Origin of the sequence: Brevundimonas sp. 374, assembly GCF_900102995.1 — a bacterium.
GTDB classification, from domain to species: Bacteria; Pseudomonadota; Alphaproteobacteria; order Caulobacterales; family Caulobacteraceae; genus Brevundimonas; species Brevundimonas vesicularis_C.
Genome location: NZ_FNKT01000002.1, coordinates 192,662 through 207,634 on the forward strand (window position 1 = coordinate 192,662; position 14,973 = coordinate 207,634).

Here is a 14,973-nt window from a genome sequence, read left to right on the forward strand (position 1 = left end):
GCAAACGGGAATCACCGCCTAAATAGGGGCCATGACCCAAGCTCGTACCGTTCGCGTCGCCATCATCGGTTCTGGCCCCGCCGGCTGGACCGCCGCCATCTACGCCGCCCGCGCCTCGCTGAACCCCGTCGTCATCGCCGGCATCCAGCCCGGCGGCCAGCTGACCATCACTACCGACGTCGAGAACTATCCCGGCTTCGCCGACACCATCCAGGGTCCCTGGCTGATGGAGCAGATGCAGGCCCAGGCCCTGCATGTCGGGACCGAGGTCATCCACGACATCGTGGTGTCTGCCGACCTGTCGCAACGCCCATTCCGCCTCAAGCTGGACAGTGGCGAGGAGATGCTGGCCGAGACGGTGATTATCTCCACCGGCGCCCAGGCCAAATGGCTGGGGCTTGAGAGCGAGGCCGCCTATCAGGGCTTCGGCGTCTCGGCCTGCGCGACTTGCGACGGCTTCTTCTATCGCGGCAAGGAAGTCGTGGTCGTGGGCGGCGGCAACACCGCCGTCGAAGAGGCGCTGTTCCTGACCAACTTCGCCTCCAAGGTCACGGTCGTTCATCGCCGCGACGAGTTCCGCGCCGAGAAGATCCTGCAGGACCGGCTGTTCGCCCACCCCAAGGTCGAGGTGATCTGGAACTCGGCGATCGAGGAGATCGTCGGCGTCGTGGACGGCATGGCCAAGAACGTCACCGGCGTTCGGCTCAAGAACGTCCAGGACGGCTCGACCCGGGAAATCCCCGCCGACGGCGTCTTCATCGCCATCGGTCACGCCCCGTCGTCGGAACTGTTCAAGGGCCAGCTTGAGACCAACGCCGGCGGCTATCTGCGGGTCAAGCCCGGCACCGCCTCGACCGAAATCGAAGGCGTCTGGGCCGCCGGCGACGTGACGGACGACGTCTATCGCCAGGCGGTGACCGCCGCCGGCATGGGCTGTATGGCCGCGCTGGAAGTCAGCCGCTTCCTCGCCGAGGAAGACCACGCTAAGGCCCACCACCCCATCAGCCACGCCGAGGCGGAGAAGATCGGGGTGTGGTGACCCCGATCCTGCCCCTTCAGTAGGCACTCGCCTCTGTCAGTTCCGCCAGATCCTCATCCGATAGCTTAAGCGTCGCCGCCTTCAGCGTGTCGGCCAGTTGTTCGGTCGAGGTGGCGCTGACGATCGGGGCCGTGACGCCCGGCTGAGCCAGCAGCCAGGCCAAGGCGACCTGCGCGGACGTGGCCTCGTTCTTCTGCGCCACGGCGTCTAGGACCGCCAGAATGCGCACGCCGCGCTCATCGAACTTGTCCTTCAGCATGCCCTCGCGCTTGGTCCCGGCGATCTGGTCAACGGTCGTGTATTTTCCGGTCAGGAAGCCGCTCTCCAGGCTGAAATAGGTGATGACGCCCAGGCCCTTCTGGACGGCCAGATCCTGCAACCCGCCCTCGAAGGTGTCGCGGCTGTAGAGGTTGTAGTGCGGCTGGATCGTCGCATAGGCGGCCAGACCCTCACGTTGCGAGATGTCCAGAGCTTCGGACAGCTGTTCGGCAGAATGGTTGGACGTGCCGATGGCGCGCACCTTGCCGGCCTGCACCAGCTTGTCCAGCGCGCGCAGCGTCTCGTCCTGCGGCGTCTTCGGATCGGGCCAGTGGGTTTGATACAGGTCGATATAGTCGGTCTGGAGCCGGCGCAGCGACGCCTCCACCGCCGTCTCGATCCAGGCCGGCGACAGGTCGTTGTGGCCCTGCCCCATGTCCGATCCCACCTTGGTCAGGATCTTGATGTTGTCGCGCCGACCGCGCGCCTTCAGCCACTTGCCGATGATCGTCTCGCTTTCGCCGCCGGAATGGCCCGGGACCCAGCGCGAATAGGCGTCGGCGGTATCGATGGCGTCAAAGCCGGCCTCGACGAAGGCGTCCAGCAGGGCGAATGACGTCGCCTCATCCGCCGTCCAGCCAAAGACGTTGCCGCCGAACACCAAGGGGGCGATGTCCAGGCCGCTGGAGCCGAGCTTGCGTTTGGGAAGGGTTGTCATGGGGAGGTCTCCTCTGGGGAGCCCTCGACATATGCCGCATCGCTACGACCGCAACCGCCTCGGCGGCGGTCAGCCGAAGAGTTGAAGACCCGGAGGCGCGTAATCGACCGGTTGGCCCTGACGCCGACGCAGCGCGTAATCCACGGCCGTCTGCACCGCATGTTCGTCGGTCGGTTTGGACAGGACGCCGATGGTGCCGGCCACGCCCTCGCGCACCATGCCGGGATTGGCTGTCATGAACAGGACGGAGACGCCCATGTCCTGGCCCAGTTCGCGACCCAGGTTGATCCCTGTCGGACCATCGGAAAGGTGGATGTCGACCAGCGCCAGATCAACGTCGTTCTCGCGCACCAGATCGCGCGCGGCCTGCGCGGTCGCGGCGACGCCCAGAACCTCGTGACCGAGATCCTCCAGGACGAACCTGAGCTCCATCGCAACGAGAGCTTCGTCTTCGATGATGAGGATACGCGCAGTCATGGCTCGATCGGGGGTTCGGGAACGTACGTAACGTCAGTGTAAGGGATAGGTTTCAACAGAGGACTAATTTGTATATCCGCCCGCCGCTCGGCGTCGGGACAGAGCCGTCGCCGGCAGGTCCACGATGACCTGAAGCCCTTCTGGCCGCCATTCGCGCGACAAACGCCCGCCGAGCTGTCCCTCGACCGAGAGGCTGGCAAGGGATGAGCCGAAGCCGGTGCGTTGCGGCATGCCCTGGACGACCGGACCGCCCGTTTCTGACCAGGTCAGGACGAAGCGGTCCTCCTGCCGTTCCGTCGTCAGGGTGACCACGCCGCCACGCTCGGAAAGCGCACCGTATTTGGCGGCGTTGGTCGCCAGTTCGTGGAACAGCAGGGCCACGGAGGTCGCCGCCTGATCGTCAAAGACGGCGTCCTCGCCCTGAATGACGACGCGCGCCCCACCGGTCTCGTTCGCATAGGCCTTGAACAGGTCGGACAGGAAGGAATGAAGGGTCGTCGCCCCGATCGTGGTCTTGGACGTCTCGGTGTGCGGCCGCACGAACTCATGCGCCCGGGCTAGGGCGGCGATGCGCGTGCGCAGCGAGGCCGAAAACGCCTTGGCCTCCGGATACTGGCGCGCCGACAGGGCGACCAGGGCGGTGACGACCGCGAAGATGTTCTTGATCCGGTGGCTCAGCTCTTGGCTGACCAGCTCGCGGCCTTGCTCCAGCCGCTTCAACTCGTCGATATCGGTTAGGGTGCCGAACCAGCGGGTGATTTCGCCCGCCTCGTCGCGGATCGCCACCGCGCGGCCCAGAGTCCAGCGATAGACGCCGCTGTGATGCTTCAGCCGATATTCGATCTCATAGGGCTCGCCGGTTTCCAGCGAGTTGCGCCACACAGTCCACGCCCGTTCGCGGTCGTCGGCATGGAACATGTCGTTCCAGCCCTCGCCATCCGTCGAGCCCAGGGGCACGCCCGTGAATTCGTACCAGCGCGCATTGTAGTAGTCGTGAAAACCGTCCGGCAGGGTGGACCACACCATCTGCGGCATGGCGTCAGCCAAGACCCGGAACCGGCTCTCGCTTTCGCTCAGGGCCACGGCGGTTTCGGCGAGGTCCGTCTCGATGGTCTTGCGTTCGGTGATGTCCACCGCGACGCCGGGGAAGCGGATCGGCTTGCCCTCCGCGTCGAAATAGACCTGACCGCGCGCCAGAATCCAACGCACGTCATCGCCTTGGCCCAAACGATATTCGCTGACGAAGGCGCCGTCGTCCGTCATGGCCCGGTCGATCTCGTCGGTGACGCGTTGGGCGTCGTCGGGATGGACGCTGGAGGTGAAAACCTCGATGGCCGCGCCCTCGCGCGCCGCTTCGGGATCCACGCCGTACATCCGCGCAAAGCGTTCGTCGGCGATCACCCGGTTCTCAGGAATGTCCCAGTCCCAGGCCCCGACATAGGCTGAGGCCTCCATCGCCAACCGCGCGGTGCGGTCGCTGAGGTCCCGGTCCAACAGGGCGCGGCGCAACTCCAGTTGCGTCATCACCTGTTGCGCCAGGGTCTTGAGCGCCATCAGCTGAAGCTCGGTCAGACCTTGCGGGCGCGGCGTGTCGTCCAGCACGCACAGGGCGCCCAGCGGCACGCCGTCGGGCGTCCTCAGCGGATAGCCGGCATAGAAGCGGATGTGCGGCGCGCCCGTCACCAGATCATTGTCGATGAAGCGGTCATCCTGCATCGCGTCGGGGATGACCATGACGTCGTCGCCCAGCATCGCGTGGGCGCAGAACGACAGCGGCCGCGGCGTCTCGCGCACGCCCAGACCGACCTCGGACTTGAACCACTGACGCTGGGAATCGACCAGACTGACGGCGGCCATCGGCGCCTCACAGATGCGCGCGGTGAGCGACGCCAGATCGTCGAACGACCCTTCGGGCGTCGTGTCCAGCACGCCGTAACTTGTGAGGGCCTTCAGACGGTCGGCTTCGTCCCACCTCGGACAATCGACTTCGGGGTGGGTCAAGCAGGCGTCCTCGCTGGGCCGGTCATGTCCGGCCATCGACATCAATGCTCGGAGTGGCGAAGCGTTGCAATGCAGGATGTCAGTTCGCGGGGCGACCGACTTCCTCCACATCCATCGTCGTGACGCCTGTGGGCGCCGGGGCGGCGGGTTTGGTGGACGATGCGGGCCGCTCCAAGGCGTTCAAGCGCGCGTTGATGGCGGCGACTTCATCACGCGTCGGCAGGCGGCGACCGCCCAGGCTGACCACGCCGACGACCCGCTGCTGACCATCGATCTCGACCGTCTTCAACGGCGCGTCTTTCAGCGGAGCGTCGGGATCGGCGCCGCCGGTGGCAGAGCCGGCCGCGATCGTCATACGGGGACGCGAAAAACGCGCCTCGTCGATCGCCGGCTCGCGCCCATTGTAGGTTTTGCGGAAGGCGGCCGTTTCGCCATAGACGCCCTTCCAGCGATAGAAGATGTGCGCGCCGATTTGCGTCACCTTGGCCACCGTCGGCGCCCACCAGGGATGCACATAGTCGGCGTGATAGTGTGTGGCGGTCCCCACCTCTTGAGCCACGGCGCCGTTCAGCGCGCGCTCAGCGACCTTGCGCGCCCGCTCCCAGGCCCAACCGACCGGAGCCTGGCCCAGCGAGCCGTCGCAGGTGAAGCTGAACTGACAGCCGGTGACGCGTTCGGCGCCTTCGAACACCACGCCGCAGACGGTGTTGGCGTAGTTCGGATCGCGCACGCGGTTCAGGACCACCTGCGCCACGCCCGCCTGGCCGTTGTCCGGTTCAAGCGCCGCCTCGTAATAGACCGCCTGGGTCAGGCAGCGCAAAGCCCGCCTGCGATCCTCGGCGCTGCCCTTGAACACGAACGGCAGGGCAGGACGCAGCGCGCCGGACGCGGGCGCCATGGCCGCGTTCAGACGTTGGGCCTCGAGGCCGCTCTTGCCCGATTCCAGACCTGGCTTGCCGGCCAGCGTCAAGCTCTCCCAGCCCGGCGTCAGTCCGTAGAGAGCCGGCTGCAGAAGGTTGGGATCATGCCGCATGGCGACGGCCAGCTGCGACGGCGTCAATCGCCCCTTAATCGCGGCCAACCCGCCCGCGCCGAGGTCGCCGCCGGTGATGCGCGAGACAGCCTCTGCCGTCCGATCCATATCGGGCCGCACGCTGGACCCCGCCGCCATGGCGACGCCCAGCACCGCGCCGGCCGCGGGCAAGGCCGCCGCCGAACGCCGCAGCGCCTTCCACATCGTCTTCCAGGGCAACCGGGTCATTCAGGGTCCAATAGCCGCGATCGGCGCACCGGCCTTTCGCTGAGATCGCGCATCTAGTCCGACTTATAGGCGATTTTCCGGCGTCACGACGACCGCCGTTATCAAACCCCTCTGCGCGTCAGGGGTGGTCGCCCCAAACGCAAGGTGTAAAACTATGTTCCAGCGGGGCAAACGCGTCGCTGGTGGGACGAACCGACGATATGAGCGCAGGCGGATCGAAACGGCGGATCGCGGTCATGGATCGCTGGCTGATCGGCCTGGCGCGCCTGTCGACGGCCTCGCCGACGCATCGCCTTTTGATCGGGATGGGCGTCGCCCTCGCGGGTTTGGCGATCCGTGCGGCGGCGTCGCCGCTGTATGGCGAGGTGACCGGCTTCACCATCCTGTTGCCGGCGGTGACCCTGGCGGCTCTGGCGGCCGGCTGGACCGGAGCCTTGACGGCGCTGGCGGTGTGCACCGGCGGCGGCTGGGCGATCGTCGCGCTGACGGCGACCGGCCGGGATGGCGTGCTTGACGCCATCGGTGGTGCGGCGACTTGGAATTTCGTTCTCGTCGGCCTGTTCATCGCGGCGGTGGGGGCGTCGCTCCGCAAGGCCCTGTCGCGGCTGAGTGAAAGCGAGACCCGGTTCCGCGAACTCGCCGATACCGCCCCCTCGCCGATCTGGCTGCTGGACGCCAAGGGCGAGTTCGAGTTCGTCAACGCCGCCGTCTTCACCCTGCACGGGCTGGACATCGAGGCGTTGCGCGAAGGCGGCTGGAAGACGGCCGTTCACCCCGACGATCTGGAGACCGTGAAGGCGGCCGAGAAGGCCGGCGCCGCTGATCGCAAGCCGTTTCAGATGGAGGCGCGCGTTCTGGGGCAGGACGGCGTCTGGCGCTGGATGCGGGCCGTCGTGCGTCCGCGCTTCGACGGCCAAGGCGTCTTCGTGGGCTATGCCGGCATTTCCTTCGACGTGACCGAAACCCGTGAGGCGCTGGATGCGGCGGCGCGCGCCGCGCGACGTCAGGCGTTCCTGCTGGACCTCAGCGACCGGCTGCGCGACCTGACCGATCCCGAAGACATCATGGCCGATGTGGAGAGCACGCTTGGCGCGCTGCTAGACGTCGACCGGGTCGGCTATGGCGAGGTCGATCAATCGGCGGGCGTCGTCTCCATGAGCCGCGATTGGACCGCTGGCGTCGAGAGCGCCCAAGGACAATTCAGCCTGAACGCTTTTGGCGAAGGTCTGATCTCGGACCTGAATGAAGGCCGCACCATCCAGATTTCAGATGTGCGCGAGGACCTTCGCACGGCGGCGGTCGCCGACGCCTTCGACGCCATCCAGACCCGCGCTCTGGTGCGCGCGCCGCTGATCCGGACCGGACGTTTGCGCGCGTTTCTCTATGTCCATTCGGCGACGCCGCGCGACTGGACCGAGGCCGAGGTCAGCCTTGTCGAAGAAGTCGCGGCGCGCACCTGGGCCGAGGTCGAGCGCGCCCGCGCGGAAAACGAGACCCGTGAGAGCGAACAGCGGTTCCGCGCCATCGCCGACACCGCGCCGGTGCTGATCTGGGTCACCAAACAGGATCGCACGCGCGCCTTCGTGAACCGCGCCTATGTCGATTTCCATGGGTCGGACTATCAGACCGTCCTCAACCTGGATTGGCGAAGCGCGCTGCATCCCGAGGATCAGGCGCGCATCCTGGCGGAATCGATTAACGGGGAAGCGACGCGCGAGCCCTTTTCGATGGAGGCGCGCTATCGCCGTCACGATGGCGAATGGCGGTGGCTGAAGTCCTTCTCCCGTCCCCGTCTGGCGGGCCAGGAGGTCGTCGGCTTCGTGGGCGTGGCTTTCGACGTGACGGACATGCGCACGGCCCAGGCCCGACTAGAGGAATCCGAGAACCGCTTCCGCACCGTCGCCGACAGCGCGCCCGCCCTGATCTGGATGAGCGACGACGCCGCCCAGATGGTGTTCGCCAACAGGCGCTACCGCACCTTCTTCGGCGTCGAGGCGGACGCGCATCTGCCCGACAGTTGGAGGCGACTGATCCATCCGGACGACGAGGGGGTCTTCGCCGCCGCCTTCATGCGCGCCTTCGAGGCCCGGGATCGGTTCGAGGCGCTGACGCGGATCAACCACCCGACGCTCGGCCCGCGCTGGCTGCGGACTGAAGGCGTGCCGCGCTTCGACGCCTCGGGTCTTTTCCAGGGCTATGTCGGCGCCTGCCTGGATGTGACCGACGCCAAGCGGGCCGAAGACGACCTCAAACGCATCAATGAACTGCTGGAAGAAAGGGTCGACGAGGCCCTGATCGAAAAGGCCCAGGCCGAGGCGCAACTGGTCCATGCCCAGCGGATGGAGGCCGTCGGGCGGCTGACCGGCGGGGTCGCGCATGACTTCAACAATCTGCTGACCGTCGTGATCGGGGCCTTGGACATCATCCTGCGCAGCGAGGACGCGGCCAAGCGCAAGAAGCTGGGCGAGGCGGCGCTGGCGGCGGCGCGACGAGGCGAGAGCTTGACGCATCAGTTGCTGGCCTTCTCGCGTCGTCAGGCTCTGCGGCCCGAGCCGATCGATCTCAACGCCCTGATCCGCGAGAGCGAACCGCTGCTGCGCCGGGCCGTTGGCGAGGCCGTGGACTTCAAGGTCAAGCTGAAGCGCGGCGGCGCGCCCGCCAATGTCGATCCGGCCCAGTTCGAAGCCGCGCTGCTGAACCTGATCGTCAATGCGCGCGACGCTCTGGGCGATGTGACCGGGGCCAAGGGCCGCCAGGCCCGCATCACCGTGCAGACGCGGGCCTGCGCCGTCGAGGCGGGACAGATCGCCGAGCTGGCGGCCGGCGACTATGTCTGCGTCAGCGTCGCCGACAACGGCGAAGGCATGTCGCCGGACATACGCGACCGAGTGTTCGAACCGTTCTTCACCACCAAGGGCGTCGGCAAGGGGACGGGCCTGGGGCTGAGCCAAGTCTATGGGTTCGCACGCCAGTCAGGCGGCGGCGTCCAGATCATCTCCGAGCCGGGACGTGGGGCCGAGATCTGCATCTTCCTGCCGCCCCTGTCGGCAGAGGACGCCGCGATGACGTCGAACCTGGTCGCCGCCGATGGCGCCCCCTTGGTCGAGGGCGGGCGGATGTTGCTGGTGGAGGACGACGCCGGCGTCGCCGCCATCGCGCTCGAAATCTTGGAAGGTTTCGGGCTGGAGGTCGACTGGGCCGAGACGGGCGACGATGCGCTGAAGTTCCTTCAGGCCGACGACTTCGATCTGATGCTGACCGACGTGGTGATGCCCGGCGGCATGAGCGGGATCGATTTGGCGCGCGAGGCGGCGGCGCGCTGGCCGGATCTGCGGATCGCCCTGACCTCGGGCTACGTCGGCGAGGACGTGGATGCGGTGCTGGCCGACACGATCTGGCCGCTGCTGCGCAAACCCTATTCGTCGGACCAGTTGCGCGCCCTGCTGGAACGCCTCAGCGCCGCGCCGACGAACTAACTAACAAGGGAACTAACGCCAAAGAAAAACGCGCCGCAGCGATGCGACGCGTCGATCTGTTTGGAGCCGCAGCTGGATTTAGCGGCGGGCCTTGCGGGCGGCGTAACGCGCGTCGCGCTTGGCCTTCTGCTCTTCCTTGGTCAGTTGCTTGCGCGCCTTGCGGTCGGCGCGCTTTTCCGCGTCGATCTCTTCCTGGGCGGCGAGTTCGGCGGCCAGACGAGCGGCTTCCTTTTCAGCCTTTTCACGACGCTGCTCGGCCTTGGCCAGCTCGTGCTGCTGACGCAGGGCCTCTTTTTCGGCGGCGCGCTTCTCAGCCAGACGCTCGAACTCGGGATCGGGCGCGGCGGCCTTGGGCTTGAATTTGGCGAGCAGGGCCTTCTTGGCCTCTTGCTGGGCGGTAATGCGGTCGGAGAATCCGGTCTTCAGATCTTTCATGCGAAAGCGTCAGGGTTCCTTGTGAGCGACCAGGGCGGTCGTCGGGGGTCAGGCTGCGCCACGCACGGCCCGAAGCGGGGCGCACAAAGCCGATAAGCGCGCGGAAATCAAGGTTCGCAGCCCGCAAATCGGCCTGATGCGTCATTTGGAGCGTCGCGGCGGCGTGGCCGCAACACTTCGATCAGATAGGTGCCGCAGCCCTGATCGCAAGCGCGGCGATAAGAGCGTGCGTCGACCGAGGCGGTCTTAGTTCGGCTTTTGCGCTTGGCCGACAGCTGTCCCAGCCGCACCGCCCACGGCGGCGCCGACCGGGCCGCCGACGACCGCGCCGGCGATAGCACCGCTGGCGGCCTTCTGTTCGATGGTCGCGCCGCAGGCAGACAGGGAGATGGCCGCCGCAGCCGCTACGGTCACGGTGATAATTTTTGTCATGGGTTTCTCTCCAAAGGCCACGCTTGAACGCGAGCGCGGCATAGCGGTTCCTGGCTTAGGCTCTAGTTGCGCCGACGACCACCGCCACAATTCTAAACAGCTTTGTTCGCTCCAGTTAGTTTGCTGCGATGCAGCATATCTAGACATAACAAGTTCAACTGTTGATGGATACAGTATTCGGCCTATAGATTTATCTAGCCTTGCCGTTTTGCAGCCACACGGGTCGCCGCGACTGAAAAATACCTACCGAATTCGAGGCGTTAACCATCGGATTGCAAATCGAACACATTGAGGCCATAAAAGGCTGGCTAAAGGCCCGTCCTCGACGCCCGGGCCACTGAGCCGAGCGCCGGAATTTGCAGGCTGGACCGCGACCGCAATGGGTCGCCTCGCCGGCAAGACTACCCCGGGGGCCGCGTTTCTCGCCCTGCTGAACAGGACTATCTCGTTGTCGCATTCCTCGCAGACGCGCGCCATTTTGCGCGCCGATCGTGTGGCCAAGATCAAGCCCATGACGGCTGCTGCAGCCTTTGGCGGTCTGTTGGGACTGGCGATCGGATGCGCCTATCTGGGCGGCACGACGGCGCGCGCGACGACGCTGCGCGCCCAGGCCGAACGGATTCAAGGCGCCACCGCCGCCGGTTTCACGGAAGAAGCTCTCGCCGCCGCCGCCGGCGGCCTCGACGCCAGCGCCCTGACCATCGCGCGTCGACACGATCCCTACACCAGCGCGGGCTCGGCCCAGCGCGATCGCCAGGCCGAACTGCTGGCCGCCCGTCTCGAACAACTCCGTGCGCCGGGCGACCCCAACCTTCGCCGCGCCAGCCTAACCGCACCGACCGCCGCGCCCGCGTTCCGCGTCGCCAACGCCTTGGACGCCAGCCGCGATCTCGATTGCCTGACCCAGGCCGTCTATTATGAAGCCCGTGGCGAAGGCGCCGACGGCATGAAGGCCGTGGCCCAGGTCGTCCTGAACCGCGTGCGCCACCCCGCCTTCCCCAAGACGGTCTGCGGCGTCGTCTTCCAAGGGGCGGCGCGCAGCACCGGTTGCCAGTTCTCCTTCACCTGCTCCGGCGCGATGCGTGGACGCGTCAACCAGGCTGCCTGGAACCGCGCCAGGACCGTGGCCTCGAACGCCATGTCGGGGTCGGTCTTCTCGCGCGTCGGCAATGCGACCCACTTCCACACCACCGCCGTGACGCCGGGTTGGCGTTCGTCGCTGGTGCAGGTCAGCCAGGTCGGCAGCCATCTGTTCTATCGCTTCGGCGGCCGTTCAAGCACCGGCGGGACCTTCACCTACGCCGCCCGTCGCGCGGCGCCGGCGGACCAGCCACGCCTGATCCAGGCCGGCCTAAACCCGGTCGAAACCGCGCGCCAAGCCGGACAAGCGGTCGCCTATTCGATGGTGCTGGCGCAGGAAGGCCGCGCCCTGCCCGCGCCGGCGGCCCAGTCGACGACGTCCTCGCCTGCCGCCACGCGCGCCGCCGTGTCCCAACCGGCTTCCCGCCCTGCGCGGGCGAACGAGACCTCGGCCAAGACCGACGTCGCCGAAACGGCCTCCAGCCCCGCTTGATCGGCGGAGGCCTGGAGGCCGTCAGAGCGCGTCCAGGCCGATATCCAGAACCGGCGCCGAATGGGTCAGGGCGCCGACCGAGATGACGTCCACCCCCGTCTCGGCGATGCCGCGCACGGTTGTCAGATCGACCCCGCCCGAGGCCTCAAGCACGATCCGCCCTGCGACGCGCGCCACGGCGGCGCACAGGTCGTCGAGGCTGAAGTTGTCCACCATGATGACATCGGGCACCGCGCCCTCGTCGATCAGGGCCAATACGGCGCCCAGTTGATCCAGCCCATCTACCTCGACCTCGACCTTCATCAAATGCGGGGCGAAGGCCTTGGCCCGCCGCACCGCCTCGGCGACGCCGCCACAGACAGCGACGTGGTTGTCCTTGATCAGGATGGCGTCATCCAGCCCGAAGCGATGGTTGATACCGCCGCCGCAGGCCACGGCGTGCTTCTCCAGCGCGCGCAGGCCTGGCGTGGTCTTGCGCGTATCCGCGATCCGCGCCTTCGTCCCGGCGACGGCTTCGACATAGGTGCGCGTCAAGGTCGCCACCCCGCTGAGCCGTCCGACCAGATTGAGCGCCGTCCGCTCGGCCGAGAGGAAGGCCCGCGCGTCGGCCTCGACAACCGCCAGCACGGCGCCGGCCTCGAAGGCGTCGCCATCCCTCAGCCGCAGATCGACCGAGGCGTTGGGGTCCATGGCCAGCACGGCCAAGCGCACGCAGTCGATGCCGGCCAGCACGCCGGGTTTTCTGGCCGCAAAGGCCGCCTTCATCCGCGCATCCTCTGGGATGCATGCCATGGCGGTCATGTCGCCGGCACGACCCAAGTCCTCAGCCAGCGCCAGCCGCACGACGGGCTCGATCAGGACTTCTGGAAGTCGTCTCATTCCGCCGCCTCCAGCGCCGCCGGATGGGGAATCCGAACCCGCGTATGCACCGCCGCCCCACCCGTCTGCGGATAGTCCGAGCGGTAGTGCCCGCCCCGGCTCTCATGCCGGTCCAGCGCCGCTTGGGCGATGAGCCGCGCCGCCAGAAGAACAGCCGCTGGCCCGCACTGCCTCTCCAGCCGGTCGATCAGGGCGGTCAGGGTCTGCAGCCCCGCCGCATCGCGCACCACGCCAGCATGCGCCGTCATGGCGGTCCGCAGTTCGGCCATCGCCTCATCCGGCAGGTCGGGCGAAACCTCGGTCGCCAACGCGCGGCCGCCGCCGACTTCCTGGGCCGCCGACCTGCCTGTGCGCCGACCGAAGGCCGCCGCTTCCAGCAGAGAGTTGGACGCCAGCCGGTTGGCGCCGTGGACGCCGGTCGCCGCGCACTCTCCGACCGCATAAAGGCCCGCGACCGTCGTGCGGCCGTCGGCATCGGCGGCGATCCCGCCCATGTGATAATGGCACGCCGCCATCACCGGGATCGGGCTGACGCGCGGGTCCAGACCGGCGCGCATACAGGCACCGAAGACGGCGGGAAACGCGTGCGGAAACTCGTCCCCGATCGCTGCCCGCGCATCCAGAAAGGCCCCTCGCCCGTCGGCGCGCGCCGCATGGACCGCCCGCGCCACCACGTCGCGCGGTTTCAGATCGGCGTCGTCCGCCTCGCCCAATAGAAAGCGCCCCTGACCATCGATCAGCCGCGCGCCCTCGCCCCGCAAAGCCTCGGTCGCCAGCGGCGTGGGCTCCAGTCCCACGTCGATAGCCGTGGGGTGGAATTGTACGAACTCGGGATCGAGGATTTCCGCGCCGGCGCGCGCGGCAAGGGCCATCCCCTCGCCCTTCAACGCCGCCGGGGTCGTGGTCGCTGCGAACAGACCGCCCGCCCCGCCCGTGGCCAACACCACCGCCGTCGCCGTGATCTCGACCAGGCGGTCGCCGCGCACGACCATCGCCCCGACCACTCGGCCGTCGGCATCCTGCGACAGGGCCTTCAGCCGCGCGTCGTCCCAGACCTCGATCAACTTTTCAGCCCGCACCGCCGCAACGACAGCAGACAGGATGGCTCGGCCAGCGCCGTCGCCGCCGACCCGGGCCACGCGAGGAACGGAATGAGCCGCCTCCAGACTGACCACAAAGCCGCCGTCCGCATCCCGGTCGAACGGCGCGCCCAAGGCCGCCAACCACTCGACCGTCTCGCGCCCGGCTTCGGTCAGGGCGCGCGCCGCGACCGGCTCGACCAGACCCGCGCCCGCCGCCTCGGTATCCTTGGCGTGCAATGCGGCCGAGTCCTGCCCTGTCAGCGCCGCCGCCATCCCGCCCTGCGCCCACGCGGACGAACAGGCGTTCAGCAACGGCTCGGGCGTCACGACCAGAACCTTTGCCCCAGCCTTCGCCGCCTCAAGCGCAGCCGACAGCCCCGCCAGCCCCGCCCCGACGATCAGAGGTCCATCGTGCCGCGTTCGGTTCATCGTCCAAAGCCCAAATAGTTGAGGCCGAACTGCACCGCGCCGGCCGGATCGCCCCCCGTCATCAGCATCAAGGCGCCGACGGCCGCCGCCGCGCAGATCGCGAGGGTCAGCAGATAGAGGGCCAAGCTCTTGCCCGCCTCGGGCCAGCTCAGCGTGCCCCAGGCCGCGCGCCAGACGCCACGCTTCAGATGGCTGAACACCGACAGAGCCAGGAAGGCGGCCAAGATAAAGCGCCCGGTCGTCAGCCCCCACCAGACCACCGCCACGCCGATGACTAGCAGCACGATCTGCTCCAGACGCGGATGCACACGCGTCAGCACCGGGCCAAGAGCCTTGGATCCATCCAGAGGCGGCGCAGGCACAAGGTTCACCAGATTGAGCATGGCGATGAAGAAGGCGCCCATCAGCCACTCTCCCTGCCCCAGAACCATCCAGACCCCGACGAAGGGGATCATCGCCAGCAGGCCGAAGGCCGGTCCGGCCAACGACACCAGAACCCCGTCCCACTCGCTTTTCGGCTCACGCCGCGCCTTGGCGAGGCCGCCCAGGAAGGGGATGATGTAGATGCGGGCCGGCCCCATGCCGAGCTTGTTCATCGCCAGGGCGTGGCCCGCCTCATGGACGAACAGGCCGATCAGCACCGCGCCCGCCACGATGGCGCTGCCCGTGATCCACCACAGGAAGCCGCCCATCAACGCCGTGGACAGCATCGCCCACACCAGGCTCTGGTCCTTCTCGATCGGCGCCTCGGCCGCGGGCGCCGGCGCGGTTTCACGCGCCGATGTCGCGTCGGGCTTGGCGTCCCAAGGCCCCGGCGTGCGGTGGGGCGTCTGATCTGTGGTGTCTGTGTTGCTCATGGCGTCCAGATGGGCGCGGACGACCGTCCCGTCTCCGGGACCGATCGCCGCGTCAC

Annotated in this window: 11 protein-coding genes and 1 pseudogene; 3 read left to right on the plus strand and 9 right to left on the minus strand. The window is 67.6% G+C overall.

Annotated elements, in window-relative coordinates:
* The first annotated feature begins 31 nt into the window (after nucleotides 1-31).
* Entirely contained in the window at nucleotides 32-1,039 is a 1,008-nt protein-coding gene (gene trxB / locus BLR19_RS08340; RefSeq protein WP_091749596.1) for a thioredoxin-disulfide reductase, read from the plus strand.
* 16 nt (nucleotides 1,040-1,055) lie between these two features.
* Here trxB and BLR19_RS08345 read toward each other — a convergent pair whose 3' ends face one another.
* From BLR19_RS08345 to BLR19_RS08360, 4 genes and pseudogenes are all read right to left on the minus strand, one after another.
* Nucleotides 1,056-2,015 carry an aldo/keto reductase gene (locus tag BLR19_RS08345; protein ID WP_091749599.1) on the minus strand — a complete coding sequence of 320 codons (960 nt, stop codon included), beginning with the start codon at nucleotides 2,013-2,015 and terminating at the stop codon, nucleotides 1,056-1,058.
* Nucleotides 2,016-2,084: 69 nt separating this feature from the next.
* Nucleotides 2,085-2,507 (minus strand): annotated as a pseudogene (locus BLR19_RS08350) (response regulator); the annotation flags it as partial.
* Nucleotides 2,508-2,555: 48 nt separating this feature from the next.
* The gene (locus BLR19_RS08355) at nucleotides 2,556-4,493 is read right to left on the minus strand and encodes a PAS domain-containing protein (protein ID WP_255366549.1); all 1,938 of its coding nucleotides are present in this window, start codon (nucleotides 4,491-4,493) and stop codon (nucleotides 2,556-2,558) included.
* A 79-nt stretch (nucleotides 4,494-4,572) separates the two neighbouring features.
* Nucleotides 4,573-5,754, minus strand: a complete 1,182-nt coding sequence (locus tag BLR19_RS08360; protein ID WP_091749602.1) for a cell wall hydrolase — start codon at nucleotides 5,752-5,754, stop codon at nucleotides 4,573-4,575.
* A 200-nt stretch (nucleotides 5,755-5,954) separates the two neighbouring features.
* Here BLR19_RS08360 and BLR19_RS08365 point away from each other — a divergent pair, with 200 nt between their 5' ends.
* Nucleotides 5,955-9,230 carry a PAS domain S-box protein gene (locus BLR19_RS08365; RefSeq protein ID WP_091749606.1) on the plus strand — a complete coding sequence of 1,092 codons (3,276 nt, stop codon included), beginning with the start codon at nucleotides 5,955-5,957 and terminating at the stop codon, nucleotides 9,228-9,230.
* A gap of 78 nt (nucleotides 9,231-9,308) precedes the next feature.
* Here the strand turns inward: BLR19_RS08365 and BLR19_RS08370 are convergent, their stop codons facing one another.
* Together BLR19_RS08370 and BLR19_RS08375 are read right to left on the minus strand one after the other, a co-directional pair.
* Complete coding sequence (locus BLR19_RS08370) at nucleotides 9,309-9,665, minus strand: DUF6481 family protein (RefSeq protein WP_055752926.1); 357 nt, start codon at nucleotides 9,663-9,665, stop codon at nucleotides 9,309-9,311.
* A gap of 246 nt (nucleotides 9,666-9,911) precedes the next feature.
* Nucleotides 9,912-10,097, minus strand: a complete 186-nt coding sequence (locus BLR19_RS08375) for a hypothetical protein (protein WP_091749610.1) — start codon at nucleotides 10,095-10,097, stop codon at nucleotides 9,912-9,914.
* A 511-nt stretch (nucleotides 10,098-10,608) separates the two neighbouring features.
* On the opposite strand from BLR19_RS08375, the gene BLR19_RS08380 reads away from it, so the two are divergent.
* Nucleotides 10,609-11,670, plus strand: a complete 1,062-nt coding sequence (locus tag BLR19_RS08380; protein WP_200918550.1) for a cell wall hydrolase — start codon at nucleotides 10,609-10,611, stop codon at nucleotides 11,668-11,670.
* Between the two features lie 21 nt (nucleotides 11,671-11,691).
* On the opposite strand, the gene nadC is transcribed toward BLR19_RS08380, so the two are convergent.
* From nadC to BLR19_RS08395, 3 genes are read right to left on the minus strand one after another with little or no spacing between them, the layout of a single operon-like run.
* Entirely contained in the window at nucleotides 11,692-12,549 is an 858-nt protein-coding gene (nadC, locus tag BLR19_RS08385) for a carboxylating nicotinate-nucleotide diphosphorylase (RefSeq protein WP_091749613.1), read from the minus strand.
* Nucleotides 12,546-14,060, minus strand: a complete 1,515-nt coding sequence (locus BLR19_RS08390; RefSeq protein ID WP_091749616.1) for an L-aspartate oxidase — start codon at nucleotides 14,058-14,060, stop codon at nucleotides 12,546-12,548. Before BLR19_RS08390 ends, nadC begins: the two co-directional genes overlap by 4 nt.
* The gene (locus tag BLR19_RS08395) at nucleotides 14,057-14,917 is read right to left on the minus strand and encodes a metalloprotease (RefSeq protein ID WP_091749619.1); all 861 of its coding nucleotides are present in this window, start codon (nucleotides 14,915-14,917) and stop codon (nucleotides 14,057-14,059) included. Before BLR19_RS08395 ends, BLR19_RS08390 begins: the two co-directional genes overlap by 4 nt.
* Nucleotides 14,918-14,973: the final 56 nt, after the last annotated feature.

Excerpts from the sequence above, each read along its gene's own strand:
- BLR19_RS08375 (WP_091749610.1), bottom strand. The coding sequence starts at position 10,097 with ATGACAAAAATTATCACCGTGACCGTAGCGGCTGCGGCGGCCATCTCC.
- BLR19_RS08390 (WP_091749616.1), bottom strand. The coding sequence starts at position 14,060 with ATGAACCGAACGCGGCACGATGGACCTCTGATCGTCGGGGCGGGGCTG.
- BLR19_RS08370 (WP_055752926.1), bottom strand. The coding sequence starts at position 9,665 with ATGAAAGATCTGAAGACCGGATTCTCCGACCGCATTACCGCCCAGCAA.
- BLR19_RS08395 (WP_091749619.1), bottom strand. The coding sequence starts at position 14,917 with ATGAGCAACACAGACACCACAGATCAGACGCCCCACCGCACGCCGGGG.
- BLR19_RS08365 (WP_091749606.1), top strand. The coding sequence starts at position 5,955 with ATGAGCGCAGGCGGATCGAAACGGCGGATCGCGGTCATGGATCGCTGG.
- BLR19_RS08380 (WP_200918550.1), top strand. The coding sequence starts at position 10,609 with ATGACGGCTGCTGCAGCCTTTGGCGGTCTGTTGGGACTGGCGATCGGA.
- BLR19_RS08360 (WP_091749602.1), bottom strand. The coding sequence starts at position 5,754 with ATGACCCGGTTGCCCTGGAAGACGATGTGGAAGGCGCTGCGGCGTTCG.
- BLR19_RS08345 (WP_091749599.1), bottom strand. The coding sequence starts at position 2,015 with ATGACAACCCTTCCCAAACGCAAGCTCGGCTCCAGCGGCCTGGACATC.
- trxB (WP_091749596.1), top strand. The coding sequence starts at position 32 with ATGACCCAAGCTCGTACCGTTCGCGTCGCCATCATCGGTTCTGGCCCC.
- nadC (WP_091749613.1), bottom strand. The coding sequence starts at position 12,549 with ATGAGACGACTTCCAGAAGTCCTGATCGAGCCCGTCGTGCGGCTGGCG.